Here is a 24,758-nt window from a genome sequence, read left to right as displayed (position 1 = left end):
GCGGAATGGGAACGCGCAAAGTCGATAGGGGTTCCAAGGAGAGGAACCTGGTAATCGAGGGGCGGGCCCCAAGAACATCGGGACACCTCCTGACAGGAGGATCGCGGGACAGAGGAAACGGCGGGTGCAAAAGGACGGACAGCTTGAGCTACCGGTGGCCCAGTACCTGCGGCTCAGGCGCCATATCCCGCCGCTCTACGGCGTGCTGGCGATTAACGTTGTGGCGCTGGCATTCACCCATAGAGCTACCGCGCCCCTATACCTGACCCTTGGTGTACCCTTTCTTCTGGTGCTGGCCTGCCTCCAGCGCATCCACGTCTGGACGCGGCCTGTAGCCCCCGCTGCCATTGCCGTGACCGAGGCTGAGCGCCTGATGCGCCGCACGACTTGGCTGGGTATCGGAATGGCGCTGGGCTTTCTGGCCTGGGCGCTTGTCCTCGACCAATATGGCACGCCCGAGCAGCGCGGGCACGTGATGCTGTTCATCGCCGCGACCATGATGGCCTGCATCTTCTGCCTCACCTACCTTCCGCGCGCGGCGACAGCGATCGGCGTGATCGTGATCTGCGCGTTCACACTCTACTGCGTGCTACAGGGCAGTGAGGAGCGCATCGCAATGGCGCTTTCGATTGGGGTGGTGACGGGGCTGATCCTCTTCGTCATCCGCGATTCCTTCGCCGCGTTCGTCCATCTTGAGGCCTCACGCGATGCGCTGATCGCCGGGCAACGGCGAGCGGAACGCCTTGAGGCGGAAAGTGCCCGGCTTGCCCGCACCGACGCGCTCACCCAATTGCCAAACCGGCGGCGGTTTCTGGAAGATGTCGAACAGCGCCTCGAAGGCTGCTCACCCGATAAGCGCTTTTCGATCGGCCTGCTGGATCTCGACGGTTTTAAACCCGTCAACGATACCCACGGTCATGCGCAAGGGGACCGCTTGCTTCAGGCAATCGGCGGGCGGATTGCGGCCTTGTGCGACGGCAAGGCCACGGTCGCCCGGCTAGGCGGCGACGAATTCGGCGTGATCGTTCCCGCCGCGATCGACGCGGCGCAAGAACTCATGCAGAGGATCTGCCTGACGGTCCAGGAACCGGTGGAACTGGGCGATACGCTCGTTTCGGTCGGCGCTTCGGGCGGGGTGGCGGCCTATCCGGATTCCGGCCGGGATGTGAACGACCTGTTCGACCGGGCAGATTTCGCGCTCTACTATGCTAAGCGGCATGCACGCGGCAATTGTCTGAAGTTTTCGGCGGAGTTCGAAAACCTGATCCGCGCCGACCACCTTGTTGAATCCGCGCTTCAGTCGGCCGATCTGTCGAACGAAGTCTCGCTGGTCTTCCAACTGATCTACGACGTGGAGAAGATGGTGCCGGTCGCCGCCGAAGCGCTGGCCCGCTGGTCTTCACCGATCGCGGGGACAGTGGCGCCGGAAATGCTGGTATCCTGCGCCGAACGGCTCGGAATTCTGCGGGTTCTGACGTTGCATTTGTTCGATCTCGCGCTGGCGTCGGCCGCCGTCACGCCGGAACATTTACGCATTTCCTTCAACCTTTCGGCCGGAGACCTGACCAATCCGCAAACCATAACCGGCATTCTGGACCGTATCGGCGCCTGCGGCATCGACCCGCACCGGCTGGTCTTTGAAGTCACCGAAACCTCGCTGATCTCGAACTTCGGTACTGCTGTTCGCGAGCTTCAACACCTGAGGGAAACCGGCGCAAAGATAGCGCTCGACGATTTCGGCACGGGCTTTTCGTCGTTCAATTCGTTGCAGCAATTGCCGCTCGACGTGCTCAAGATCGACAAGAGCTTTGCCGACCGTTTGGAGGATATTTCATGCCGCCGTGTGCTGAACGGTATTCGGTCGCTAGCATTCTCCATGTCGCTCGATTGCGTGATCGAGGGCATCGAGACCGAGGAGCAGCTAACCGCCGTCCGTTCGCTGGGATTTCGTTTCGTGCAGGGCTTTCACCTTGCAGCGCCTCGTTCGCTGAAGGACATCGCCGCGCTTGTGGGCCCGGATTAATTTAACATAAGATATATTATCACTCCATCCTGGTGTAAGCGCAACTTAGAGATGTCACCCCCCGCAATTTAGAGATGTCACCACGCTGGGACGTCTCGTGGTCCCGGTGGCATAGTCCTCCCTGTTTGCTGAGAGGACGCGCTTATGTCGGTGGTGGCTATGAGCCATGGCGAGCTTTCACGATACGATACGCTGCTGCGAGTGGGCGTGTCCCACCGCCAGATCAGTCGATCGGCAGCCCGAAGACAAGCGCAATGGCGTAGGCGAGCGAAAGCGAGGGATCATGTTTACCGTTCTCGATCAGGTTGATGACCTGGCGCAAGACGCCTACGCTACCGCCAAGCCCAGCCTGCAATTATTCATGTCCGGTCTCTGCTCATGTAAGGTATGCCGAAATTGGGCGATGGAAGTGTCAAGAGAAGCTGACATCAGCGAACGGAAGGGCGGCATTTCCCTTGCGCCACCGATTCCAGCCCATTTTTTATGCTAGTTTCTCCTTCCGAACCAATGTCTTCCTGGAAACTTTGGATTAATTAACCAAATCTAGCAGAAATGCCGGGATATTGCCCTAATAAGGTCGCACACATCCCCCCGAAGAAAGCCTGATGCTCCTCATCCTGCAATGCATTCGTGACCGGCACGATTTTCCGCTCGTCCTGTTGGCAGCGCTCGTCTGTGCGCTGACCGCGATCGGCACGGTACGGCTGTCCCGGCAGATCCGCTGGGCCCATGGCCGCGAAAAGACGGCCTGGCTGGCCACTACCGGCATTGTCGCCGGACTGGGCATCTGGGCTACCCATTTCATTGCCATGCTCGGCTACGATCCGGGATTCGTATTCGGTTACGATTTCGCTGAAACCGCCGCCTCGCTGGCCATCGTGCTGGTGACGTCGGTCGCCGCATTGCTGCTGGCAGCCCGTTTCGATTCCAAAACAGGATCGGTTTGCAGCGCCTTGCTGATGGGCGGCGGCGTTGCGGCGATGCACTATCTTGGCATGGCCGCGCTTGAAATGCCCGCGATCATTCGCTGGGACCTGGGCTACGTGGTCGTTTCCGTCGTGCTGGCGATTGCCCCCTTCACGCTTGCGATCCCGCTGGCCCTGCGCGGCCAGTCGGCCGGCACGGGAGCGGCAGCGGCGATGCTCATGGCCTTTGCTGTCGTGCTGCTCCACTTCACGGGCATGACGGCGATCTCGTTGATCCCCTCGCGCGCGGACTTCTCATCGGACACGATGATGTCGCCCCGCGCGATGTCGCTGTGGGTCTTCGTTGCCGCGTTCAGCACGTTGGCAATTGCCGCGACGGCGGCCGCCATCAGCCGCCGCGCAGAGATCATGATGCGCCGCAACGAGCGCCTCAACAACGAGAGGCTGGAGCTTGTCGGGCGCCGCCTCGATCTTGCGCTGGAGAACATGCATCAGGGCCTGTGCCTGTTCGGCGCGGACGGGCAGTTGGTCCTGTGGAACCAGCGTTTCCTCGAGATGTATCGGCTTGCAGCCGGCGATATCCGCCTGGGCATGACCATACGGGACATTGCCCAGGCGGCCATCGGCAATCGGGCGCCTCCCGCAGAAATCGAACGGCGCGTGATGCGTGTGCTCAACAATCTGGATGCCGCGCTCGAAAGCCACGGCCGCGCGCCCGATGTTTCGGAATATGACGATTTCGTCGTTTCGGTCCGTTCGCGCCCCCTCCCCGACGGCGGCTGGGTCTCAACCTTCGACGACATTACCGAACAGCGCCGGACGGAAGCGCGGATCGAGCATCTGGCGTTGCACGATGGGCTCACCGGCCTACCCAACCGAAGCAAGTTCAATGACCTGATGGACCGCGCGATCGACATCGCCGCTCATTCCGGCGCGCGTCTTGGGGTGGTCGTGCTCGACCTCGACGGGTTCAAGGAAATCAACGATTCACGCGGCCATGCCGCCGGTGACGAGGCCCTCAAGGCCGTCGCCACCAGCTTGCGGGAGGCCATGCTGGAGGGCCAGAACGTCGCGCGCCTTGGCGGCGACGAGTTTGCCGCGACGGTCCTGTTCCGCGAGAACCATGAACTTGCCGATTTTGTCGATCGCATCTCCACCTGCTTCAACGGGCCTTCCGGTTCGGGTGCGGGCGATTTCGTCGTCAAGGCCAGCTTCGGCGTCGCCGCCTATCCGGAGGATGGACTGGACCGTGAGCAGCTCTGCAACAATGCCGACCTTGCCATGTACCGCGCCAAGGAAAACCTCGGCGAGCGTATCTGCTACTACGAAAAGGGCATGGACGAGAGTGCGCGCTACCGGCGCCAGATCGCGGCAGATCTGCGCGGCGCGGCAGAACGCGGCGAACTGATCATCCTCTATCAGGCGCAGCGCACGCTCAAGGACGGCTGCATCAGCGGCTACGAGGCGCTGTTGCGCTGGCATCACCCAGCCCGAGGCCTTGTCACGCCCTGCGAGTTCATTCCTATTGCCGAAGAGACCGGAGAAATCTTCGCCATCGGCGAATGGGTCCTCCGTCAGGCCTGTCGCGAAGCCGCGCGTTGGCCCGAGCACCATATGGTCGCCGTCAATCTCTCTGCGGTGCAGCTTGGCCTGCCCAACCTTCCCGAGATCATCGCCGGCATTCTCGTAGAGACCGGCCTGCCGCCGCGCCGCCTTGAACTCGAAATTACCGAGACCGCGATCATCGGTGACAAGGCGCGCGCCCTGCACATCCTGCGCAAGCTCAAGGCTATGGGCGTCAGTATCGCCATCGACGATTTCGGCACCGGCTATTCGTCGCTCGACACGCTGAACTCGTTCCCGTTCGACAAGATCAAGATCGACAAGTCCTTCGTTACCGGTTCGGAAGACCGCCCTCAGGCCCGCGCCATCATCCGCGCGGTGCTTGCGCTCGGCCGTAGCCTTGACGTGCCGGTCCTTGCCGAAGGCGTCGAGACGCACTTGCATGTCGATCTGCTCCAGGCCGAGGGCTGCGATCAGGTCCAGGGCTTCCTGTTCGGCCGCCCGCAATGCGCGCCCAGCCTGATGGCTGCCGCCGGAATGGAGGTCGACGGCGCCTCCGCAGGCAGCGCCGCCGCCCATATGCTCCACAGCGCCGGAAGCGCCCCATCTTGACACTTGGGCCCGGCGATTGCTGATGGAATTGCCTGCCGAAACCGAACCGGACGGCCTTAACCAGACAGGCAGCGGTTCCCCCTGCCACGACGAGGACATTGCCTTGCCCACCGCGATCAGCATTTCACCCGAAGTCACTTTCGCCAACGACCTGCCCATGGTGCTGATCGGCGGCATGAACGTGATCGAGGGGCGCGACATCGTGCTGGAAGTCGCTGCGGAATTCGTGCGCGTTACCGGCGAACTCGGCATGCCCTATGTGTTCAAGGCCAGCTTCGACAAGGCTAACCGCTCGTCCATCGGCTCGTTCCGGGGGCCGGGACTGGAGGCCGGGCTCAAGGTCCTTGCCGAGGTCAAAGAGCACTTCGGCGTGCCGATCCTGACCGACGTGCACGAACCCTTCCAAGCCGAAGCCGTCGCGGAAGTGGCGGACATTCTCCAGCTTCCCGCCTTCCTGGCGCGCCAGACCGATCTCGTCGTGGCGATTGCCCGCACCGGCCGAGTCATCAACGTCAAGAAGCCGCAGTTCCTTGCTCCGCACGAAATGCGGCACATTATCCGCAAATGCGAGGAAGCCGGCAACGATCAGGTCCTGCTGTGCGAGCGCGGCAGCTGTTTCGGGTACAACAATCTGGTCGTGGACATGCTCGGCATGGACGAGATGAAGGCCATGGCGCCCGTGGTGTTCGACGCGACCCACGCCCTCCAGCGCCCGGGCGGGCGTGAAACCAGCGCCGACGGCCGCCGCACGCAGGCAGCGACCCTTGCAAGGTCCGGAATGGCACTCGGAATCGCCGGGCTCTTTCTTGAGGCTCATCCCGACCCGGACGCCGCGCTGTGCGACGGACCCTGCGCGCTTCCGCTCGACAAGCTGCGGCCTTACCTTGAACAGGTTCAGGCCATCGACAGTCTAGTCAAGCAGTTCGCGCCGCTCGAAATCGACTGAATCAAGGCCTTCCGGCGCGCGTCAGACGATGCCGCGCGCCTTCAGGATGCGTTCGATCACGGGCTTGTCGCCCGGATTGTTGAGTTCGATCGCGTCCCATTCGAGCGGATCGAGGGTAACGACCGAAACCGGCAGGCCGAGGTCGAGGAAGCGCAACTGCTCCAGCCCCTCCAGCTTTTCCAGTTCGCAGGCCGCTGCCGCCGCGTAGAGTTCGAGCGCGGCGGGGCGATAGGCGTAGAGCCCCAGGTGAAGATGGACCGGCGGGAATTCCATCGCCGCCGCTTCGGGGGGCAGATAGGGAAGCACGCGTTTCGAGAAATAGAGCGCTCGCCCGCGGCCGTCGATCACCGCCGTCGTGCCGCCGACGCGGCCTTCGGCCTGATCCTGCGTCAAATGCGCGTAAACCGAGCGCGACGCGCGCACTGCGGGGGTTGCCATCACGGCCTCGGGATCGTGCGACAATCTCTCGACCAGACGCGGGATCACGCTGGCCGGAGAGAGCGGCGCATCGCCTTGCAGATTGACGATGACATCGGCAACTGGCCCGAGCCGGGTGATCGCCTGCGCACAGCGTTCGGTGCCATTCGCGCAATCGGACGAGGTCATGACGACTTGGCCGCCAAAGCTTTCGACTTCCTCGGCAATCCGGTCGTCATCAGTGGCCACCCAGACGCCAACCAGCCCCTTGGCCGCGCCCCCAACCGCCATGGCGCAGTCCCAGCTGCGACGGATGAGGCTGCGTTCCTCGCCCGTGGCCCCGGTCAGCCGAACGAGCGGCTTTCCCGGGTAACGGGTGGAGGCATATCGGGCCGGGATGAGGATGGCGAAACTGACATCGACGGGGTTGGTGCCCACCGAATTGGTGTCCGTGCAATTGTCTTCGAGCATTGAGTTGTTTTTCAGGTCAGTCCGGTGCGCAGGAAATCATGGACATGGATGATCCCGATGGGGATCTGGATACCGGTTGCCACCGAAGCATCCTGAACGGGAACGCAGCACGCCTCATCTTCCGCCACCACGAAGGCGCAAGTGATCTTAGAGGCATTGAGGAAGCGCAGCGCATCCTCGGCAGCCATGCCCGCGCGCAGCACGCGAGGGCGGCGGGTCATCACGTCTTGCGCGCGGACCTGATCGAGCGTGCGGAAATGGCGCCGCAAATCGCCGTCGGTAATGATGCCGACAAGCCTTCCGGCAGCATCGACAACCCCGGCGATGCCGAAGCCCATCGATGTCATGCGGGAAATGACTTCTTCCATCGGCAGGTCAAGCTCGACCAGCGGCAACTTGCCGTCGCCGTGCATCAACTGCCCCACCGAAGCCAGTCGAAGACCGATCGAGCCGCCGGGATGAAGCTCCTTGAACCCGTCCCGAGAGAACCCGCGCGCATCCATCAGGACCATGGCGATGGCATCGCCGAGCGCAAGTTGCTGCGCCGTCGAACTGGTCGGCGCGATATTCGACGAGCACGCCTCGGTGGCCTGCGGCATCAGGATGCAGACCGTGGACCGGCGATCGACCAGCGAACCGGCGCCGGACGTAACGCCCACCACCGGGATGCCGCGTCGTTCGGCATGGTCGTAGAGGACCTGGAGTTCGGCGGTATTGCCGGAATTGGAGAGCGCGAGAATCACGTCTCCCTCCACCACCATGCCAAGATCACCATGCGCCGCTTCACCGGGGTGAAGATACATGGCGGGCGATCCGGTTGCAGAGAGGGTTGCCGCAATCTTGCGACCGACATGACCGGACTTGCCGATGCCGGCAACCACGATCCGGCCCGAGGCCAAGCTCAGCAATTCACAGGCGGAGACAAAATTCCTGTCCAGCGAAGTCGCCAGGTGATCGAGCGTCCTTGCTTCGATCCGGATGACCTCACGCGCCCGTGAAAGTACGCTTTCGCTTCCCCCGACCGCCATCAGGACCACTGAAGATGACAAGACAACTCCCCTTTTCTTGGCGGCTTCGAGCATGGGCTCTTTCGCTGCACTGCACAATAAGTAATGCCTAACATATTCTGTTAGGCAACTTAATCACGCAGACTTAACACCTATTGCAACCTACGTAGGCGCGGCGTTGCAGCATGTAAATCCCTGCAAACCCTCGACGTCACCGCTTCGTCGCAATTTCGGCGGCGTTACCCGCAATGCCAGCGAAGTATTGTTAAAATTCTGTAGTTGCGAAGCCGGATTGCCAAAAGAGACCTCACGAGTCGCCCGGTTCACCTGCGGCCTTACGAATTCCGACGGACTGCCAGGGCTGGCCGATCGTTCCGGCGAAACGATCACGCAACGCCCAGAGCCAGCCGACCCGTCTTTCTGCAACGCCGCGAACGCTGAGAAGATCCCCACCGAGCCACGGCAGGAATGGATTGCGCCGCGCATAAGACCAGATCTCCACCCGCTCCACCGCCCGCACCGAGGCTCCTCGCGCATGGAAACCCAGTGTATCGGCTACAACCAGCGTGTTGCCGGGGATCGCGAAGACTTCTGCCTCCTCCAGCCCCATCTCGGCCAATTCCGCGGAATTCACACGCGGCGAGCCGCGACCGGAGAGGCGGTCCATTTGCTGCGGGGCGACAAGGCTCCGCCGATATTCCCAATCGAGACGTTCGGGCGTGAGCCGGTGCGAGCCGCGTACATAGGTGAACGGCGCCTCGTCGTGCGCCACCGGATTGAGGAACAGCCAGGCCTTGAGCGAGGAATGGAACGCATCGGCGTGGAGTGCTTCCTGAGGATCGGCGCCCTCCCCCGGATCGTGCGTGACGATCGTCTGGATGTAGTGCAGCGGCGTGATCCGGAAGCCCGCCACGTAGGCGAACAGGGCCTTCAGGTCGGCACGCTCCAGTTGGCGGCGCAGTTCTGGGATGGCTTCGAGCATGGCAGGATCGATCGCCAAGCGCCGGGTTATCGCATCGCCCTGGCGCATTTCCCGGGCCGGGCCGCGATAATCGAGGATCGCGCCACGCAGGGCTGCGAAGGTTTCAGGCGCGACAAAATCAGAAATCGCGACGAAGCCGTCACGGTCGAACGCCTCGCGCCATTCGGGGCGAACGCGCCGGGCCAGACGGCGGCGACGCCAGGCGCAGAGGCTTCCTGCAAGCTGCACGCGGACGCGGTGCAGGCCAAGGCGATTCAGACGGCGGGATCCGAGAAGCGGGTTATCGAGAAAGCTCTTTGCACCGGTTCCCAGTTGGACCATCCAAATCGGAAACATGAGGAACGACTTGACCGATTTGAGAACAATCATATGAAATAGAAAACCAATCTCGGGGGGCGGCCCAATGGCCTCTCTGTTTGGCATTTGGCAACCTTTTTCGCAAGGTTCGGTTCCGGGACTGTGTCCGGCACGTGAGCGTTGTGCGGCGGCAGGGGTCAGGGTGACATGGATTGATGAGGATGGGTCCAGGCGCACGCACGGTTCTGGCACTTGCGGGTTGCGTAGCGGCAACCCCGGCCTGCGCCGAGATCACAGCTTCGACAGGCGACACGGTTCCGGTCGTTACCAGCGCGCCGCCTGACAGCCAGGGCGCGGCGGCTTCTCTTGAACAGATACCCGTCACTCTACCGGTTGCACCATCCGAAACCCTCGTCGGCGTCGAGCCCATCGCCTGGAATCTCGGCGATGCGCTGGATGGGAACGCACCGCAGGCTTCCGCCGAAGTCGCGGCCATGGCGGCATCGGGAGGCGAGCCGGCCAATGTCGGTATCGGCGCGGCCGGATTCGGCGCGGGCGGTCTCGAAGACGTCAGCGGCGATACCGTCAATGGCCCGGCCGATCCGCTCAAGCGCCGCTGGTCGGACCATATCCCGCGCGCCCAATCCCAATATCGCACGTTCTGGCAGCAGGCGCGCACTGTCAGGACCGAGGCCCTGATCGGCGTTGCCTATTTCACCCTCATCAGCTCGCACAAATTCTTCAAGGAAACCGCGCCGTTCCACTTCAAGGACGAGGGCTATTTCGGCAAGGACACCGAAAATATCGGCGTCGACAAGCTTACCCACGCGTTCGACACGTACTTGCTCGCGGAATTCTTTCACAGCCAGATTCACCGGAAGACCGGTGCGACGGCGGGCGATGCGATCACGGCGGCCATCATCGCGTCCGGGCTCATGGCCTTCAACGAGATTTCGGATGCGATCGAGCCAGACAGCGGCTATTCGCTTCAGGACGTCTCGATGAACATCGCCGGCGCAGCCCTGTCGGTTTTGCGCAATACAGTGCCCGGCATGAAGGAGAAGTTCTCCTTCAAGATCGAGATCGTTCCCAACAGCAATATCTACAGTATTCAGGGCAAGCCGCACTATGCGCAGCAGCGCTTCATGTTCTCGCTCAAGGGCGCAGGATTCGAGGAATTGAACCACTCACCGCTTCGCTATCTGGATTTGCAGGTCGGCTATTTCGCTTCGGACTTCTCCAATGCGGACAAGGCGGCGGGCGTAGATCCGAAGCGTCACCTTTTCTTCGGCGTCGGGCTGAACCTTGGCGAACTGTTGTTCGGCAAGTCCCAGTCCCGCCTCGGCAGAGTGGCCTATACCGTGCTTGACTACTTCCAACTTCCCTATACGTCGCTGCGCTACGATACGACCGGACGGGTCGGTTATTGATCCCGACTACCGGCGCATAAAGGGCAAATAATGACGGACCGGCTCACACTCGCGGTGGAGCAGGCAATGCGAGAAGCGGCGGAAATTGCGATCATGCCTCGCTTCCGCACGAGCGAAGCCCACGTTCTCGCCGACAAGGGTGAGGACGGCAACACCGAGCCCGTAACCGCAGCCGACCGCGAGAGCGAAGAAATCCTTGCCGGACGCCTTGCCTCGCTCATCCCCGGCGCCGGGATCATCGGCGAGGAGGCGGTTCATGCCGCCCCCGCGCTGCTGGACAGGCTCGGTTCCGGGGCGTGCTGGCTGATCGATCCGCTCGACGGCACTGCCAACTTCGCTGCCGGGCAAGGCCCCTTCGGCCTGCTCGTCGCTCTGGTCGAGGACGGGCTGCCGGTGGGGGGCTGGATTTTCGATCCGCTTTCAAACCGCTTCTGCGCGGCGCTGACGGGTCATGGTGCCAGCGTGAACGGCAAAGCCTTCAAGGCTGCGGAGATCCCGCGAAAGCGTCCACTGGCGGCCGTTACCCGTCTGTTCGCTAACCGCGCCTCGCGCGAAACCCTTATGGACACGCTGGCGGCCGACTATGATGTCGTCGACAGCCCGCGCTGCGCTGCCGACCAATATCCGCGCGTGGCGACTGGCCAAAACGACGTGACCCTGTTTACCCGCACCCTGCCCTGGGATCACGCCGCCGGTGTCGTTCTCCTCAATGAGGCCGGCGGGCGCGCCGCACGGCCGAACGGCCAGCCCTACCGCTGCGACGATCAAGGCGAAGGCCTGATAGTCGCCACTTCACCGCGGCAGTGGGAGGCGATGGCAGAGCGACTCGTCGCTCTTGGATGCGTTCTCACCAGCACCAGCGTAGCAGCATGAACAGCCTTCCATTCCTGCGCATTCCGCCCTTCCCGGCCCACCGCGCCGCGCCGCTTGCGATTGCCCGTGGTGACGCGGATCCGGTAGCTGCGGCTACGCCCGAGGGCCTGATCGCCGCACTGAGGGAGCACCGGGTGGGGGGCTCGTTCTGGGGCGCACAGGCCGGACGGCCTGCCGGGCGAGACGTGGTGCTTTCCGTCACCCGTGCCGGGGATGCTCCCGCGATCCTGGCCTCCGCACGCGAGTCCGGACTGCTCGACCGGGCTGTCCTGATCGGCTCCGGCGCGTCAGAGGACGGCCTCCCCACCCTGCCCGCGAAGAGCGATCCATGGTTCGTCTGTGCCGGCGCCGCCCAAGTCATCGCGGCGGCTGACGACGAAATCGCGCTCGTCGCCGCGACCCTCAGCATTCCGTTTACCGTAATCGGCGAAGGACGTTTCGCCGCGCTGGGCAATCCCGATGCGCTGGGTTCGGTACTCTCGCATGAACTGGACCGTCGCTGGCGCTATCGCAGCCCCTTCGACGATAGCGAGATCGACGCCCTTGAAGCAATCGCCACGCTGGGACGCTGGCGTACATTGATCGACGCCAACCGGCGTGTTGCCGCCGTCCATGGCATCGCGCGCTGGAAGCGGATCACGGCGGACAACCTGCTGTGGGATGGCTCCGGCCACGTCCGACACGACCGCGCTGTTCAAAACGGCCCATCGGCTGGCGATGAAGTGCTCGCCTGGATTGCGCGCAGCGATGCCAAGGCCCTCGCTGCCCTGAAAGCCGAAGGTGTGACTATCGGCGAGATCGAGGACGGCATGATCCGCTCGACCGGTTTGGGCGCCAACTGCGTGCCCCCGCTCTCGATTGTGGTCGATGTGCAGGGGCCGCATTTCGATCCGGCGCAAGCCAGTTCGCTCGAAACGATCCTCCAAAGCGCCGAGATCGACGCCAAGACTCTGGCACGAGCGGCAACGCTGCGTGAAAGGCTGGTTCGCGCCGGGATCAGCAAATATGGGCAGGACCAGACGCTCGCGGCCGTGCCCGAGCGTGAAGATGGGCGCCGGGTCGTACTGGTGACCGGACAGGTCGAGGATGATCGCTCGGTGCTGTGCGGCGGTGCCGGTCTGGGCAATCTCGAACTGCTTCGGCGTGCCCGCGCGCAGGAACCGGGGGCCCGAATCATCTTCAAACCGCACCCCGATGTCGAGGCGGGCCATCGCAAGGGCCATGTTCCCGATGCCCAGACGCTCGAACTGGCTGACGAGATCGACCGCAGTTCATCGATTGCGGCGCTGCTGGACCGGGTGGACGCGGTCCATGTCCTCACCTCGCTGGCCGGCTTTGAAGCGCTGATGCGCGGCCGGGAGGTGGTGACCCACGGCGTCCCCTTCTATGCCGGCTGGGGCCTGACCCGTGATCTCGGCCCGGTTCCTGCCCGGCGCACGCGCCAGCGGACGCTCGACGAGCTGGTTGCAGCCACGCTCCTCCTCTACCCGCGCTATCTCGATCCGGTGACGCGCCTGCCGTGCGAGGCGGAAGTGCTGGTGGACCGTATCGCGGCAGGTCAAGCCGATGTCCGATCCCCCCTCATTCGCCTGCGAGAGTGGCAGGGGCGGCTGAACAGGTTGCTGGGCTGGAGAGATCGGCGATAGCGGCGAGTACACCTGCGGCCTCGCTTGCCAATGGATTGAAGCAATTGCTAAGCGGCTAACCTCCGGCGACACCGACTTCCCTACAGGATACGATCTTGGCAGCATCGCGTTCCCACCGGCCCGCGAGGCCTTTCGTCTTCGATGCGAGCCGCCTGATCTGGCGGCTGTGGCGCGGGCGACTGCCGACCGGGATCGACCGGGTCTGCCTTGCCTATCTCGAACATTTCGCGGAGCAGTCCTGCGCCTTCCTGCAATGGCGCGACCACCGCGTCGTGCTGGGGGCCAAGGATAGCGACCGCCTGTTCGTCCTGCTGCGGGCAAGTGCGGGCATGCTCGACAAGCGGCGGCTGGTCATGCTTCTGGCGCATGCCATTCCGCGCGCCATGCTCGCGCGCCGGTACTGCAAGGGCGCCATCTACCTCAATGTCGGCCACACCGGCCTGCACATCGATTCGCTGCCCTCATGGCTGAAGGAGCATGGCCTCCGGCCTGTATACCTCATTCATGACCTGATCCCGATCACCCACCCGGAATATTGCCGAGAAGGGGAGCTGGCTAAGCACACCGTGCGGATGCGCAATGCCTTGCGCAGTGCCAGCGGGATCATCGTCAATTCGGGGGATACGGGCAATGCGCTCGCCCGGTTCGGGCTTGAGCAGGGGTTGCCGCCGGTGCCGCAACTTGTGGCGCATCTCGGCATCGAGACGCCGGGCTCCGGGGACACAGGATCGCCGCATCCGCGCCCTTATTTCCTGTCGATCGGCACGATCGAGGCGCGCAAAAACCACATGCTCCTGCTCGACGCCTGGGACCATCTTCGCCGCGAGCTTGGTGCGGACACGCCTGATCTGGTGCTGGTCGGCCAGCGCGGCTGGATGGCCGAGAGCACGTTTGCAAGGCTCGACGGCGCTCGGCCCGAGCACGGCAAGGTGATCGAACTCCAGCGCTGCACGGACGACGATCTCGACACATGGATCACCCATGCAAGGGCCTTGCTCATGCCCAGCCGGGTCGAAGGCTACGGTCTACCGGTGCTCGAAGCCATGCTGCGCGGCACGCCCGCGATCGCAAGCGACCTTGCCATCTATCAGGAAATCGGCGGCAATGTACCGCTGCTGCTCGATCCCGACGATACCGCCGCCTGGGCCCGTGCCGCCAGGGACTACCTGACGGATAGCCCAGACCGCGAAAGACAGAAGGCTGCGCTGGAAACCTTCGTCACCCCCGGGTGGGCGGAGCACATGCAACTGGTCGAGCGCTGGCTTGGCGCCCTGCCCGCGTAAGTCACAGCACCCGCAGCCCGAGTTGCCCCAGCAGTTCCGCCGCCTGAAGGCGGGAAATCGTGGCGCCCCGGAACAGCCGGGCGTCCATCAGTTCCAGTCCGCTGAGATCGGCCCCGCGCAAATCGGCCTGCTCGAACCGGCTGCCGTTGAGTGTGGCGTTACGGAGTGAGGACTCCTCGAACACCGCCATGCGAAAGTCGCATTTCCGCAAGTCCGCCTCGGAAAAATCCACCCGTTTCAGGTTCGATTTCCGGAAGGAGATCCCGGGCAGCTTGGCATAGGAGAGCAGGACTTCTTCCAGCACCACACCGATCATGCCGGCATCCGTGAAGTCGGCGCCGGTGAGCTTGCAGTTTGCAAACCGCGTGGACATGAGGCTCGCCCGCCGGAACGAGGCATTGTTGAAGTCCCCACCCGTCACTGCGGCATCGCCAAAATCGGTACCGACGAAAGAGGCCTCCGCACCTCGGCAGCCGATGAATGCGGTCTCGGTCAGAATGGCCCGATCGAATCTGGCCCGCCGCATGACGCAGCGCTCAAAACGCATTTGGCGCAAATCGAGCGAGGAAAAGTCGCCTCCGTCCAGATCGCACTCGATCAGGTGATGCGGCCGCAAGCCGTCTTCTCCGGCCAGATCGGCGCGCGTTACGGTACGGCCGGTCAATGTGGCGATGGCTTCTTTCGGATCCTTCATCACGGCCTTATGGGCGCACGAGCGGGGAGAAGAAAGTCTCGATCAGCACATGGGATAACCGCTTCCGAACCATGGGCGATCGATACTTCACGGCGCTGGCGGGCAAAAGCGGCCGAGGCCCCACGGGCCTATTTCAGACTCACTCCCAACGGCGCCGAGAATTTGGGCGTCGTGCAAAGTAGCGCCTGAAGGAGCATGCCAATGGTTCGATGATGATACTCAAACCCGAATAAAAGCAATCTTGCAATCCACTTACAGACCGATTAGTCGGTAGGTCAAGTTTGGGCACGCAATTGTCCAAGCAGTTTGGGGCTTTTCCAGCAGACGGTATTTCACCGCCGCCTTCGCGCTTTGTGGTGGGGTGCCGTTCGGCGGGAAGGTCAATGCGGCGCCGCTTCAGACGGAATAAGCCAGTCCACATCAGAAGGCCTTCAGGGCCCGCGCTTAACACGTCGCGCAGATATTTTAGAACCTTGGGAGAGGCCGCTTATGACGAAAATTGCCACGCGTTTGGGGCTTTCAGCTGCGGCTACGGCCTCGCTGGGAATATTACTCGGAACCTCCAGCGCACTTGTACCCACCCCCGATTCCATGGCTCATTCGCAGACGCCGGCGACCAGTGACTTCGAGGCAAGCTGCACACCGGAATTCGTGCAGGCCGCTGCCTCCGGGCTTGGCAGTGCGATCACGATCAAGCCGATCAAGGACAGCATGTTCAAGGGCGCCACAAACTACGTTGCGGCAAAAGGCACACGCCCGGCTTTCTGCCAAGTGACCGGAAGTTTCGTCACCAATCCCGAGACAGGCAAAACCTCAAACTTCCTTGCCTCGTTCCCGTCGAACTGGAATGGAAAGTACTTGCAGCTCGGCTGCAGTGGTCATTGCGGCCAGTTCTATGTGAGCGATCCGGCCATGCCTTCCGTCACTGTCACGGCGCAAGGACATCCGGGTCAGATCATCGAGAAGGGGTACGCCACGTTCGCCACCGACGAGGGCCATGAGGGGCTTGATTCCGCATCGTGGGCAGTGAAGAATGGAAAAGTCGATCAGGACTATGTCGACGATTTCCTCTACCGGGCCGATAAAGTTCTCGCGCGCCTCGGCAAGAATTTCACCACCGCCTTCTACGGACGCGTGAACGGCGCGAAGCAGCAGATCTCGCATTCCTATTTCGAGGGTTGCTCCGGAGGCGGACGTGACGCGATGGTCGTTGCATCCTACTTCCCGGAGGAGTTCGACGGGATCATCGCGGGATCGCCTTACGACATCTGGGGCGTGTCGTTCCACGGTACGGCAATCGGAAAAGCAACGAGCCGCTCGGCGGGATCAGTGCTTACACTCGGCTTGCTCTCGCTTATGGACAATGTGGTCAAGAAGCAGTGCGATGCGCTCGACGGCGTCAAGGACGGGCTCATCCAGAACCCTGCCGCATGCAACTTCGATCCGGAACGGGATCTGCCGAAGTGTGGCCCCGGCTCCACGCCCGGGCAATGCTTCACTCCCGAACAGATCGAAACTGTGGCGGTAACTGTGAATGCGGTGACCGATGAGCGCGGAAACATCGTACAGCCGGGCTATTCAGTCAGTGAACTTGGGGTTCTGGGCGGCGGAACGGCGATGCTTAGCGATCCGGTGCATGAGATCTTCGTGCACAAAAACGATCCGGGCTTCAAAGCGGCTTCCATGGTCACATTCCGACGCGGCGGCCCCGGACCTGTCACGGGTTTTCATGCTGTCGTGCCCGCCGCCGAAGTCGCCGCAGCACGAGCAGCCCTGCTCCCCGGCATCGGAACGCTGCCCGAAAATACGGCGCGGCTGATGAACAGCAAGACGAAGCTGCTGATGTGGCATAACTACAGCGATGAGCGGCTCACCCCTTACATGTCGGTGAACTGGTATAACCAACTGGCGCGGCGCCATGGCGGCATCGACAAGGTCCAGCAACAAGTCCGGCTGTTCATGCTTCCCGGCACCGCCCATTGCAGCATCGTAAGCAGTGCCCCCAATAGTTTCGACCCGATCACGGCACTTGAGGGATGGGTCGAGAAAGGCCACGCACCTGAGTCCCTGCCGGCGTGGGTCGCCGACCGGCAATATACGCCCGGTGGGCCGAAAGCCTTGGCACTGAAGACCCCGAACTACACCATGCCCCTGTGCAAGTATCCCGAAATGGCCCGCTACAGCGGCAAGGGAGATATGCAGGACAAGAAGAACTGGAGCTGCAGCCCAAGCGACAAGCGACTGCTCACTGTCGGGACCAGCGGCAGGCAGGCGGGCCTGATGATGAAATAGTGAAAAGGAGTGCTCGCGATTAACGTTGTCGCGCTGGCATTCACCCATCGCGAGATAAGCCGGTGCACCAGGAACGGCGTCCCGGGACGCCGCCGGCTTATCGTCCGCCCGGCCCCCTTACGATTTCGCCGCCTTTGGCGGCTCGAATATCACAAATATTGATACCGAGAGTATAGTTTATTGACAAAATCGGCCTGACCAATGATATCCTGGCAATAGATGAGAACATCGACCGGGCCAGCCGGGAAGTGGCCAAGGTCGTCAGCGTGGATGGACTGCGCTTTCGCGATCTTGATCGAAACAGAAAGCCGGATGCCTTGCAACGAAAGCGGCCGCAATCTGGCGAGAGACAAGATACATGAAAAATGCCCATGCTAATCGCGCTTCGAAAGCAGATGCGGCGTTTCCGCTGAGCCGTCGCAGCGTCTTCGGGCTGTCCTTTGCGCTTGCGGTAACGCTTGACGGCCAGCCCGCGGCCGCAGGCAGCGCCCCGACAACAGGCTCGATGAATGCGGCGGACGGCGCGGTTCACCTCCCGCCCCGGACCATCGAGCCGCCGCTGTCCATCAGCGAGGCCGCGCGGGCCTATTTGCGAAAGGGCGCGAATACCGCTGAGGATCCGTCTCCTCCCGTCACCAATTCTGCAGCATGGCGCACGAAGATCGCTGATCACGATGCGAGCATGCTCCGCATGATGAACGGCGGCGATCTGGTCCTCCCCGGTTTCAAGGTGGAAGACCGCGTGATCGGCGCGGCGAAAGTCTACGTTATCACACCGCCGGCTTCTGCGCCCAACCAAGGCAAGCCGCATCTCAGCATCCATGGGGGCGGCTGGACAAGTCTGGGCGGGAAAATCGCCCGCGTTCTGGCGCAAGTACAAGCCCAGCAATACGGCGGCGTGATCTATGCAGTCGATTATCGCATGCCGCCGGATCATCCCTTCCCCGCCCCCCTGGACGATTGCCTTGCTGTCTATCGAGAGATGACCCGCCAATTTCGGCCCGACCAGATCTTGGTCTCGGGCGGGTCGGCGGGAGGCAATCTGGCCGCTGCACTCATGTTGAAGGCACGCGACGTCGGGCTGCCTCAGCCCGCTGCGCTCTTGCTGGATACGCCGGTAGTCGATTTGACAGGCGTGAGCGATACCTTGCAGACCAACCAGCATCTCGACACGTTGTTGAAGGTCTGGCGGCAGGATGCGAATGTCGCTCTCTACGCTGGCAGTTCAAACCTCGCAGATCCTTATCTGTCCCCGCTGAAGGGAGACTTGTCTCGTGGCTTCCCGCCGACCTACCTGCGGTCCGGCACGCGTGACCTCTTCCTGTCCGACACGGTCCGTTTCCACGCTGCTTTGCGAAAGGCCGGTGTCCCGGCGGATCTCTATGTCGGCGAAGCGATGCCGCACGGGGGCTTCGGCGGCCGCACACCGGAAGACCTGGATGCCGTTGCCGATGCCCTGCGCTGGCTGGCCGTTCATTGGACCTGAAGTCGGCCGTAGGTACGCAAAGCGTAACGTCTGCATCCACGTCGCCTGATCAATTGGATTCTCTTGGACTGACAACGCGACTGAGCGTCACCGGGCCGATCAATCCTGCCGGCCTGAGCGGAGCATCTGCCTTGTATGCGGGCATAACGGTGAAGGCTATCTTGGCCCCTCCAGGCTGCGCGTCCCCGATCAAGCGATTGACCCACAAATTGGCGACACGGACTTCGAGATGGTTCTTCCCATTTCGCAATGCCTTGCCAATGTCGACCTGAAACGGCGCATGCCAAACCGTACCTATCCTTATGCCGTTGAAGCGGACCTCGGCCAGGTCACCGACGCGTCCCAGATCGAGCAGGACAGGCACACCGGAGCGGTAACCTGTCGGCACAGAAAAGTCTTTTGTGTAAGTAGCCACGCCCGAGAAGTACTTGATGCCCGGATCGGTCTGCTCGTTAAGCGGCGCAAGATGCCCCATTGCGAGCGAGCGAGGTGCTCCGCGGCCCTCTTCGAAAGCTACGTTCCACCCGTCATCCAATGACATTATCCGGCGGGGTTCGGACTGAGGAAGCGTCAATGCCTGCGCTGCCGCGTTTCGACGAAAGACCACGAAGAAGCTGTCATTGGCCGCCATCGTGAGCGGCACGACAGTCTCGTTGCCTTCGATCCGATAGGATACTGGCGTGATCGCGCCCGTATCCGCTCTCCAGATCTCCGGCGCTTTGCCTGCAACCCGGAAACGGGCGTCGAACCCTTCTCTTCGGCCGAGTCCATTAGACACGAAATAGACATCGCCGTCGTCCAGTTGCCGATGCACAAATCTGATCTGGCTGTCGGATGGTGCGCCGCCCATTGCGAAATCGGGCGCCACGCCGATGGTTCGCAGGGCGGCATCGACATCATGGCCACTAATGACCTGGCCGGCTCCGACAGAGGTCACGGCGCCACCCGACCACAGGCGGCGAACCAGCGCTGCATATTCGACGGGATCATCCTGCAAGGCAGGCGAACCGGCTGGAGCATCGCCCGCGATCACGGCGCCCGCATCTGCGAGTTCCGCAATGCGCCGAAGCATCGGCAAAGTCATGCGCGCGCTCGATCCGCCAAGATAGAGCAGGCGATACCGGGCTCCGGACGGTGCCACCAAAGCGCCTGCGTCGACTTTGAAATCCTTTTGCAGGACCGTCGCATTGACGTAGTCGTAGCCGTTGCGCGTTGGACCATCGGCGTATGCAGCCTTGCCGGCTATGGGAGTAGGCTCCTCTTCGCCATAGAAATAGGCAACGTCGGCAACGAAACGCCCCTGTTGCAACAGCAAGCCGGTCCGCGCCATGTAGTCCACCCAAGGCCGCGCCATCTCGGACCAGGTCTCGTTGCGCGTGAAGAATTGGCCGATATGCCACATCGATAGCCCGGGCTTCTTGTCGACGGGTTGATGCACCGAGGTATGGATGACGGGAAGATTGACCCCATTCGCGAACTCGGCGTCAATGACCGGACGCAGATCCGAGGGCGAATGGGCCCAAGGGAAGCGCGTCGAGGTCATCGATTCTGCTGCGACTACGTTCTGCCCGAACAGATGGGCGACGGATGCCGCTCCCCGAATGTCGACAAGGCACGGAAATTTCGGCCCGTCCTCGGGCCTGAACGCCACATCGCGGCCATGGGCACGTCCGCGAACCGCCTCATGTCCATGTTGTCGCCGAGCGAGGTACGCCCCCCCTCAAGCGCCTCGCTGTACCAGCGAAGGCCGTTCTCGTGGGCGACTGCCGCGACCGTGGCATAGTGCTCCGAGGCGTGGAGGTCGGCAATCGTGCGACGAAAATCGAACAGGAAGGCATCGCTCTTTGCCCGGGATTCGACGATCGTCCCGGTCAGCACGGGCAGCCATGGACGGGCATCGTAACCGCGAAGCCGGCGAAACTGGTCAAGCATGGCGGGCGTCCAGTTGAACGGACCAACCTCGGTGCTGTCATTGACGAGCGCCTTCAAACCGTGGGACGCGAACGAACCTGGTCCAAGTGTTTCCTTGAAGCGGCCAAGATAGGTCTCGAAATACCGGCGAACGGCGGCGGCATCGAGTTTGTCCACCTCAAGCCCGGTCGCCTCCGCCGAAGCAGGGTGATTGAGAGCGCCGGTGAGCGAGTAGCCCATCCGCACCACCCGCCATTCTCCCTGAGGAACGGTCCAGTCCAGCGAACCGTCGGGCCGCATCCGGCTTGTCAGATCGAGAACATCGCCGGCCGGCACGCCATTCGCCTCGCTTCCGACATCGGCATCAAGCGCACTGTAATCGGCGGCGGCGGAAAAGCCTGCCTTCACTTCGAACTCGTTGACCCGCGCCTCCTGCGACAGGCGCAGATCGACAATATCGAGTTTTTGCCTCGGCTTGCCGGGTCCAGAAAATCCCGCATATCCGGGCGCAGAGATCGTCGCGGAACCAGCAGCTGGCGGAGCCGGTACGAGAACGAAGCGGAAGTAGCGAGCGACAACCGGCGCGAAGCTGATGGTCGTGGGCACGATGCCAAGGCGGATATCGGCGATCCTGCGCCAGTGAATCCCGTCCATACTGGCTTCGAGACGCGGTACTACGGTGGCCGCCGAATAGAGGTCAGCAACGTCGGCAATGAAGAGCGATGCGGAACGGATGGTTTGTGGACGGGAGTAAGTGAGAACAATCATGCCGGGGTTGTCAGAGGTGCCCGCAGGGACCTCGACCCCGGTTGCGTAGGAGCCGTCAAGCAGGGCGGCGCCGTCCAACGCTTTGCCATCAGCCAGCGTGAAAGTTGGAACCGCGCTCTTCTGCGTATCGTGCACGCGCCAGGCGAACACGGCTGCATCGGCGTAGAAATTCGGAATTTGAGGCTTTGCAACCGCGCTCAGTTCCTTGTGCGGCGCGAGATCCTGAAACAGACCGGTTATAGTTGGCGGGAGTTGCAGCACGCCGTCGAACCGCCGGCCCCCGCGCACTATGGTTTCGCTCCAGACCAGCTTTTTCATCGCGTCCTGAGGCTTCACCCATGGCCCTCCGGACTCGCTCCAACCTGCCGAAGCGGCGATACCGAGTTCAAGACCGAGACCGTTCGCAAGCGTTGCCGCGTTCCGGAATGCCCCCTGCCATTCCGGCGACATGTATGTGATGCGCCGCTCCACAACTTTGGGAAGAGCAAAACTGCCGTCGAAAGTCTGCGCTCCGCCCAGCCCGACGCGCTTCATCCATGCAAGGTCTTTCTCGATCCCGTCTTCGCTGATGTTGCCATCCAGCCAATGCCACCAAACCCTGGGGCGGGCGGCCTGGGGCGGATCACGAAAGCCATCCTCTAACGGATCGCCTTGCGAAACGGCTTGCGGCGCGGGGTCGGCAAGTGCGGCAAACGGAAAGCTCAGGCCCGATCCGCAAAGCAGCGCACCGATCGCAAAAACGGCAAACGTTTTGGTTCTGTTCGGCGCATTTTCCAACGGCAACATCCTGCTCCCACACCCAGCTTGAACAAACGGAGCCTCCTCCCCGCTGGAGATCCCAGCAGCCATTTCCCGTCGTTCCAAACATCGTGACGGCGGGAAACGAACAAGGAGAAGTGCCGCGTTATCTCGACTTCTCAAAAACCGATTGCAAAAATTACTGACTAGTTGGTAGGCTTAACGCTCATTCGCGATGCGGTCAACGCGCGTGACCGAATCCATACCGTTTGCAGTTTTGAAAACGTTACGAAAAATTCTGGAGAGTATCCTGTGACAGAAGCCCTCGAACTGATCGACCGTGACTATCTTACCGATCCCGCTCTGTTGCTCGATCCTTACGAGTTTTTCAGGGAACTGCGCGAACGCGGCCGCGTGACCGCATCGAGAGCGCGCGAAGACCTCCTGATTGTCACGGGCTTCCAGGAAGCCCTCGACGTCCTCAATAATCCCAAGGATTTCTCCTCGGCGATCGCTCCCGGCGGCCCGGTTGCACCGCTGCCGTTCGTGCCGGAAGGTGACGACCTTACTCCGCAAATCGAGGCGCACCGCGATCAGATAATTGCTGGCGACTTGCTGGTTGCCCTCGACGATACCCGGCACGCCAACGCGCGCGCGGTGCTCAACCGCCTCTTCGTGCCCTCGCGGCTGAAGGCGAACGAAGCCTACATCAACGAACTGGCGGAAACGATGGTGCGTGATGCCGTGCAGAGCGGCGGATGCGAAGTGATCAAGGGCGTTGCCGTACCGTTCGTGACACTTGTGATAGCGGATCTGCTGGGCGTTCCATCCGAGGACCGCGAACAGTTCACCAACGTCATCGAAAACGCGCCCCCGCCGGGCAGCATTCAAGCCGAAGGCGCGACGACGGACGTGGGACCGCTGGAATTCATGGCGGGCTTCTTCGTGCGCTACCTGATGGAACGCCGAGCCGCCCCCAACGGAGACGTCCTCAGCGATCTCGCAACCGCCACTTATCCGGACGGGACGCTTCCGGATGTCATCGAACTGGTGAAGCTCAGCACCTTCCTGTTCGGCGCCGGGCAGGACACGAGCGCGAAGCTGCTCGGCAATTCCATGCTCTATCTTACCCGAATGCCTGACGTGCAGCGCCAGCTTCGCGAAGACCCCAGCCTTATCCCGGCGTTCATCGAGGAGGTTTTGCGCCTTGAAGGGTCGAGCAAGGTCACGTTCCGCCTCGCGCGCCGGGACACCAATATCGGAGACCTTCCCGTCAAGGCGGGAACCAAGGTGATGATCGCCCTTGCTGCTGCCAATCGGGACCCTGCTCGCTGGGAAAATCCCGACGAATTCCAGCTTAACCGTCCAAAACTGCGCGAACAGCTGGCCTTCGGCCGCGGCGGGCATGTCTGTTCGGGCGCACCGCTCGCCCGGGTGGAGATCCGGATCATCCTGGAGAAGTTCCTGAAGCTCACGAGCAACATTGCGATCGACGAGGCAGCACACGGTTCGCCAGCCGATCCGGCGCTTGAGTACGAGGCCAGCTTCATCGTTCGCGGACTTGAAAAGCTGAATGTGAAATTGACCCCTGCGGCGAACTGAAAACAACCGAATTCAAGGAACGATCGAATGAATGAAAAACGTACTGTTGTCGTTACCGGCGCGGCAGGAGGCATCGGCCTTGGCATTGCCCAGCGCTTTGCGCGCGATGGCCATCCGACCGCGATGCTGGACATGAACGGCGCGCTTCTCGACAAGGAAGCCGAGCTGCTGCGCGCGGAAGGCACGCGGATTGCCGCTCACGCCGTCGATATTTCGGACCGTTCGGCACTCGACGAAGTCTATGACAGCATCCGCAAGGAACTGGGGCCGATCAGCATCGTCGTGGCGAACGCGGGAATTTCCGAATTCGTCCCCTTCATGGAAATGTCGCAGTCGCAGTGGGACCGGACGATGACGGTTAACCTCACCGGCGTGTTCCATACCGTGCAGGCCGCACTTCCGGACATGATCGAGCAGTCGTGGGGCCGGATCGTTACGATTTCCTCACAGGCGGCGCAGTCGGGCGGCCCGCGGCAGGTCCATTACTCGGCATCGAAAGGCGGCGTCATCGGCATGACCCGGGCGCTCGCACGCGAGTTTGCCCCGCACAATATCACCGTCAACACCATCCCGCCTTCGCTGGTGGAGACCCCGATGATGCACCGGCATGCGGAATCCAGCGGGTTCCCGACCGAGATGATCGTCCAGATGATTCCGATTTCCCGTCCCGGCACGCCCGCCGACATCGCGGGGGCCTGTGCTTATCTCGCTTCGGACGATGCGAGCTATGTCACCGGGCAGGTGCTCGGCGTGAATGGCGGCATGTACATCTGAGAGCGACCGCGCTCGCC

The 24,758-nt window shown here is 62.3% G+C and carries 18 protein-coding genes; 11 read left to right on the top strand and 7 right to left on the bottom strand.

Translation table 11 applies throughout. From position 1 onward, the window contains the following. The first annotated feature begins 124 nt into the window (after window positions 1-124). On the top strand, window positions 125-2,023 hold the full coding sequence (locus AC1VVM_RS18945) for a putative bifunctional diguanylate cyclase/phosphodiesterase (RefSeq protein ID WP_482905340.1): 1,899 nt from the start codon (window positions 125-127) through the stop codon (window positions 2,021-2,023). A gap of 223 nt (window positions 2,024-2,246) precedes the next feature. Here the strand turns inward: AC1VVM_RS18945 and AC1VVM_RS18940 are convergent, their stop codons facing one another. Then, window positions 2,247-2,378, bottom strand: coding sequence for a helix-turn-helix transcriptional regulator (locus AC1VVM_RS18940; protein ID WP_482905339.1), 132 nt, complete (start codon window positions 2,376-2,378; stop codon window positions 2,247-2,249). Between the two features lie 250 nt (window positions 2,379-2,628). Here AC1VVM_RS18940 and AC1VVM_RS18935 point away from each other — a divergent pair, with 250 nt between their 5' ends. Next, window positions 2,629-5,124 carry a putative bifunctional diguanylate cyclase/phosphodiesterase gene (locus AC1VVM_RS18935; protein ID WP_482957101.1) on the top strand — a complete coding sequence of 832 codons (2,496 nt, stop codon included), beginning with the start codon at window positions 2,629-2,631 and terminating at the stop codon, window positions 5,122-5,124. A 97-nt stretch (window positions 5,125-5,221) separates the two neighbouring features. Beyond that, on the top strand, window positions 5,222-6,070 hold the full coding sequence (gene kdsA / locus AC1VVM_RS18930; RefSeq protein WP_482957353.1) for a 3-deoxy-8-phosphooctulonate synthase: 849 nt from the start codon (window positions 5,222-5,224) through the stop codon (window positions 6,068-6,070). A gap of 21 nt (window positions 6,071-6,091) precedes the next feature. Here the strand turns inward: kdsA and AC1VVM_RS18925 are convergent, their stop codons facing one another. From AC1VVM_RS18925 to AC1VVM_RS18915, 3 genes are all read right to left on the bottom strand, one after another. Next, complete coding sequence (locus AC1VVM_RS18925) at window positions 6,092-6,958, bottom strand: 3-deoxy-manno-octulosonate cytidylyltransferase (protein WP_482957100.1); 867 nt, start codon at window positions 6,956-6,958, stop codon at window positions 6,092-6,094. 11 nt (window positions 6,959-6,969) lie between these two features. Further along, complete coding sequence (locus AC1VVM_RS18920) at window positions 6,970-8,007, bottom strand: KpsF/GutQ family sugar-phosphate isomerase (protein WP_243652464.1); 1,038 nt, start codon at window positions 8,005-8,007, stop codon at window positions 6,970-6,972. Between the two features lie 265 nt (window positions 8,008-8,272). Then, complete coding sequence (locus AC1VVM_RS18915) at window positions 8,273-9,316, bottom strand: phytanoyl-CoA dioxygenase family protein (protein ID WP_482957352.1); 1,044 nt, start codon at window positions 9,314-9,316, stop codon at window positions 8,273-8,275. A 149-nt stretch (window positions 9,317-9,465) separates the two neighbouring features. Here AC1VVM_RS18915 and AC1VVM_RS18910 point away from each other — a divergent pair, with 149 nt between their 5' ends. The 4 genes from AC1VVM_RS18910 (at window position 9,466) to AC1VVM_RS18895 (ending at window position 14,476) form a co-directional block, all read left to right on the top strand. Beyond that, window positions 9,466-10,674, top strand: coding sequence for a DUF2279 domain-containing protein (locus tag AC1VVM_RS18910; RefSeq protein ID WP_482957099.1), 1,209 nt, complete (start codon window positions 9,466-9,468; stop codon window positions 10,672-10,674). A gap of 30 nt (window positions 10,675-10,704) precedes the next feature. After that, the gene (locus AC1VVM_RS18905) at window positions 10,705-11,547 is read left to right on the top strand and encodes an inositol monophosphatase family protein (RefSeq protein ID WP_482957098.1); all 843 of its coding nucleotides are present in this window, start codon (window positions 10,705-10,707) and stop codon (window positions 11,545-11,547) included. After that, the gene (locus AC1VVM_RS18900) at window positions 11,544-13,193 is read left to right on the top strand and encodes a capsular polysaccharide export protein, LipB/KpsS family (RefSeq protein WP_482957097.1); all 1,650 of its coding nucleotides are present in this window, start codon (window positions 11,544-11,546) and stop codon (window positions 13,191-13,193) included. The genes AC1VVM_RS18905 and AC1VVM_RS18900 overlap by 4 nt, the downstream gene beginning before the upstream one ends. 95 nt (window positions 13,194-13,288) lie before the next feature. Continuing rightward, complete coding sequence (locus tag AC1VVM_RS18895) at window positions 13,289-14,476, top strand: glycosyltransferase family 4 protein (RefSeq protein WP_482957096.1); 1,188 nt, start codon at window positions 13,289-13,291, stop codon at window positions 14,474-14,476. Between the two features lies 1 nt (window position 14,477). On the opposite strand, the gene AC1VVM_RS18890 is transcribed toward AC1VVM_RS18895, so the two are convergent. After that, window positions 14,478-15,170 (bottom strand): pentapeptide repeat-containing protein, encoded by a 693-nt coding sequence (locus tag AC1VVM_RS18890; RefSeq protein WP_482957095.1) that lies wholly within the window; start codon window positions 15,168-15,170, stop codon window positions 14,478-14,480. Between the two features lie 489 nt (window positions 15,171-15,659). On the opposite strand from AC1VVM_RS18890, the gene AC1VVM_RS18885 reads away from it, so the two are divergent. Both AC1VVM_RS18885 and AC1VVM_RS18880 read left to right on the top strand, forming a co-directional pair. After that, entirely contained in the window at window positions 15,660-17,462 is a 1,803-nt protein-coding gene (locus AC1VVM_RS18885) for a tannase/feruloyl esterase family alpha/beta hydrolase (RefSeq protein WP_482957094.1), read from the top strand. Window positions 17,463-17,820: 358 nt separating this feature from the next. Beyond that, complete coding sequence (locus AC1VVM_RS18880; RefSeq protein WP_482957093.1) at window positions 17,821-18,948, top strand: alpha/beta hydrolase; 1,128 nt, start codon at window positions 17,821-17,823, stop codon at window positions 18,946-18,948. Window positions 18,949-18,997: 49 nt separating this feature from the next. On the opposite strand, the gene AC1VVM_RS18875 is transcribed toward AC1VVM_RS18880, so the two are convergent. Together AC1VVM_RS18875 and AC1VVM_RS18870 are read right to left on the bottom strand one after the other, a co-directional pair. Further along, complete coding sequence (locus tag AC1VVM_RS18875) at window positions 18,998-20,599, bottom strand: glycosyl hydrolase (RefSeq protein ID WP_482957092.1); 1,602 nt, start codon at window positions 20,597-20,599, stop codon at window positions 18,998-19,000. Continuing rightward, entirely contained in the window at window positions 20,506-22,404 is a 1,899-nt protein-coding gene (locus tag AC1VVM_RS18870; RefSeq protein ID WP_482957091.1) for a glycosyl hydrolase, read from the bottom strand. The genes AC1VVM_RS18875 and AC1VVM_RS18870 overlap by 94 nt, the downstream gene beginning before the upstream one ends. A gap of 273 nt (window positions 22,405-22,677) precedes the next feature. On the opposite strand from AC1VVM_RS18870, the gene AC1VVM_RS18865 reads away from it, so the two are divergent. Both AC1VVM_RS18865 and AC1VVM_RS18860 read left to right on the top strand, forming a co-directional pair. Further along, a complete protein-coding gene (locus tag AC1VVM_RS18865; RefSeq protein ID WP_482905328.1) occupies window positions 22,678-23,967 on the top strand; it encodes a cytochrome P450 in 1,290 nt (429 codons plus the stop codon). 27 nt (window positions 23,968-23,994) lie between these two features. After that, on the top strand, window positions 23,995-24,741 hold the full coding sequence (locus tag AC1VVM_RS18860; protein WP_482905327.1) for an SDR family oxidoreductase: 747 nt from the start codon (window positions 23,995-23,997) through the stop codon (window positions 24,739-24,741). Window positions 24,742-24,758 lie beyond the last annotated feature (17 nt).

It is taken from the genome of Novosphingobium sp. BL-S-33 (genome assembly GCF_056857025.1).
This window is presented reverse-complemented; position numbering and strand designations above follow the sequence as displayed.

Coding starts and splice junctions, on each gene's coding strand:
- AC1VVM_RS18935 (WP_482957101.1), top strand. CDS start 2,629: ATGCTCCTCATCCTGCAATGCATTCGTGACCGGCACGATTTTCCGCTC.
- AC1VVM_RS18925 (WP_482957100.1), bottom strand. CDS start 6,958: ATGCTCGAAGACAATTGCACGGACACCAATTCGGTGGGCACCAACCCC.
- AC1VVM_RS18915 (WP_482957352.1), bottom strand. CDS start 9,316: ATGATTGTTCTCAAATCGGTCAAGTCGTTCCTCATGTTTCCGATTTGG.
- AC1VVM_RS18910 (WP_482957099.1), top strand. CDS start 9,466: ATGGGTCCAGGCGCACGCACGGTTCTGGCACTTGCGGGTTGCGTAGCG.
- AC1VVM_RS18905 (WP_482957098.1), top strand. CDS start 10,705: ATGACGGACCGGCTCACACTCGCGGTGGAGCAGGCAATGCGAGAAGCG.
- AC1VVM_RS18900 (WP_482957097.1), top strand. CDS start 11,544: ATGAACAGCCTTCCATTCCTGCGCATTCCGCCCTTCCCGGCCCACCGC.
- AC1VVM_RS18890 (WP_482957095.1), bottom strand. CDS start 15,170: ATGAAGGATCCGAAAGAAGCCATCGCCACATTGACCGGCCGTACCGTA.
- AC1VVM_RS18885 (WP_482957094.1), top strand. CDS start 15,660: ATGACGAAAATTGCCACGCGTTTGGGGCTTTCAGCTGCGGCTACGGCC.
- AC1VVM_RS18880 (WP_482957093.1), top strand. CDS start 17,821: ATGAAAAATGCCCATGCTAATCGCGCTTCGAAAGCAGATGCGGCGTTT.
- AC1VVM_RS18860 (WP_482905327.1), top strand. CDS start 23,995: ATGAATGAAAAACGTACTGTTGTCGTTACCGGCGCGGCAGGAGGCATC.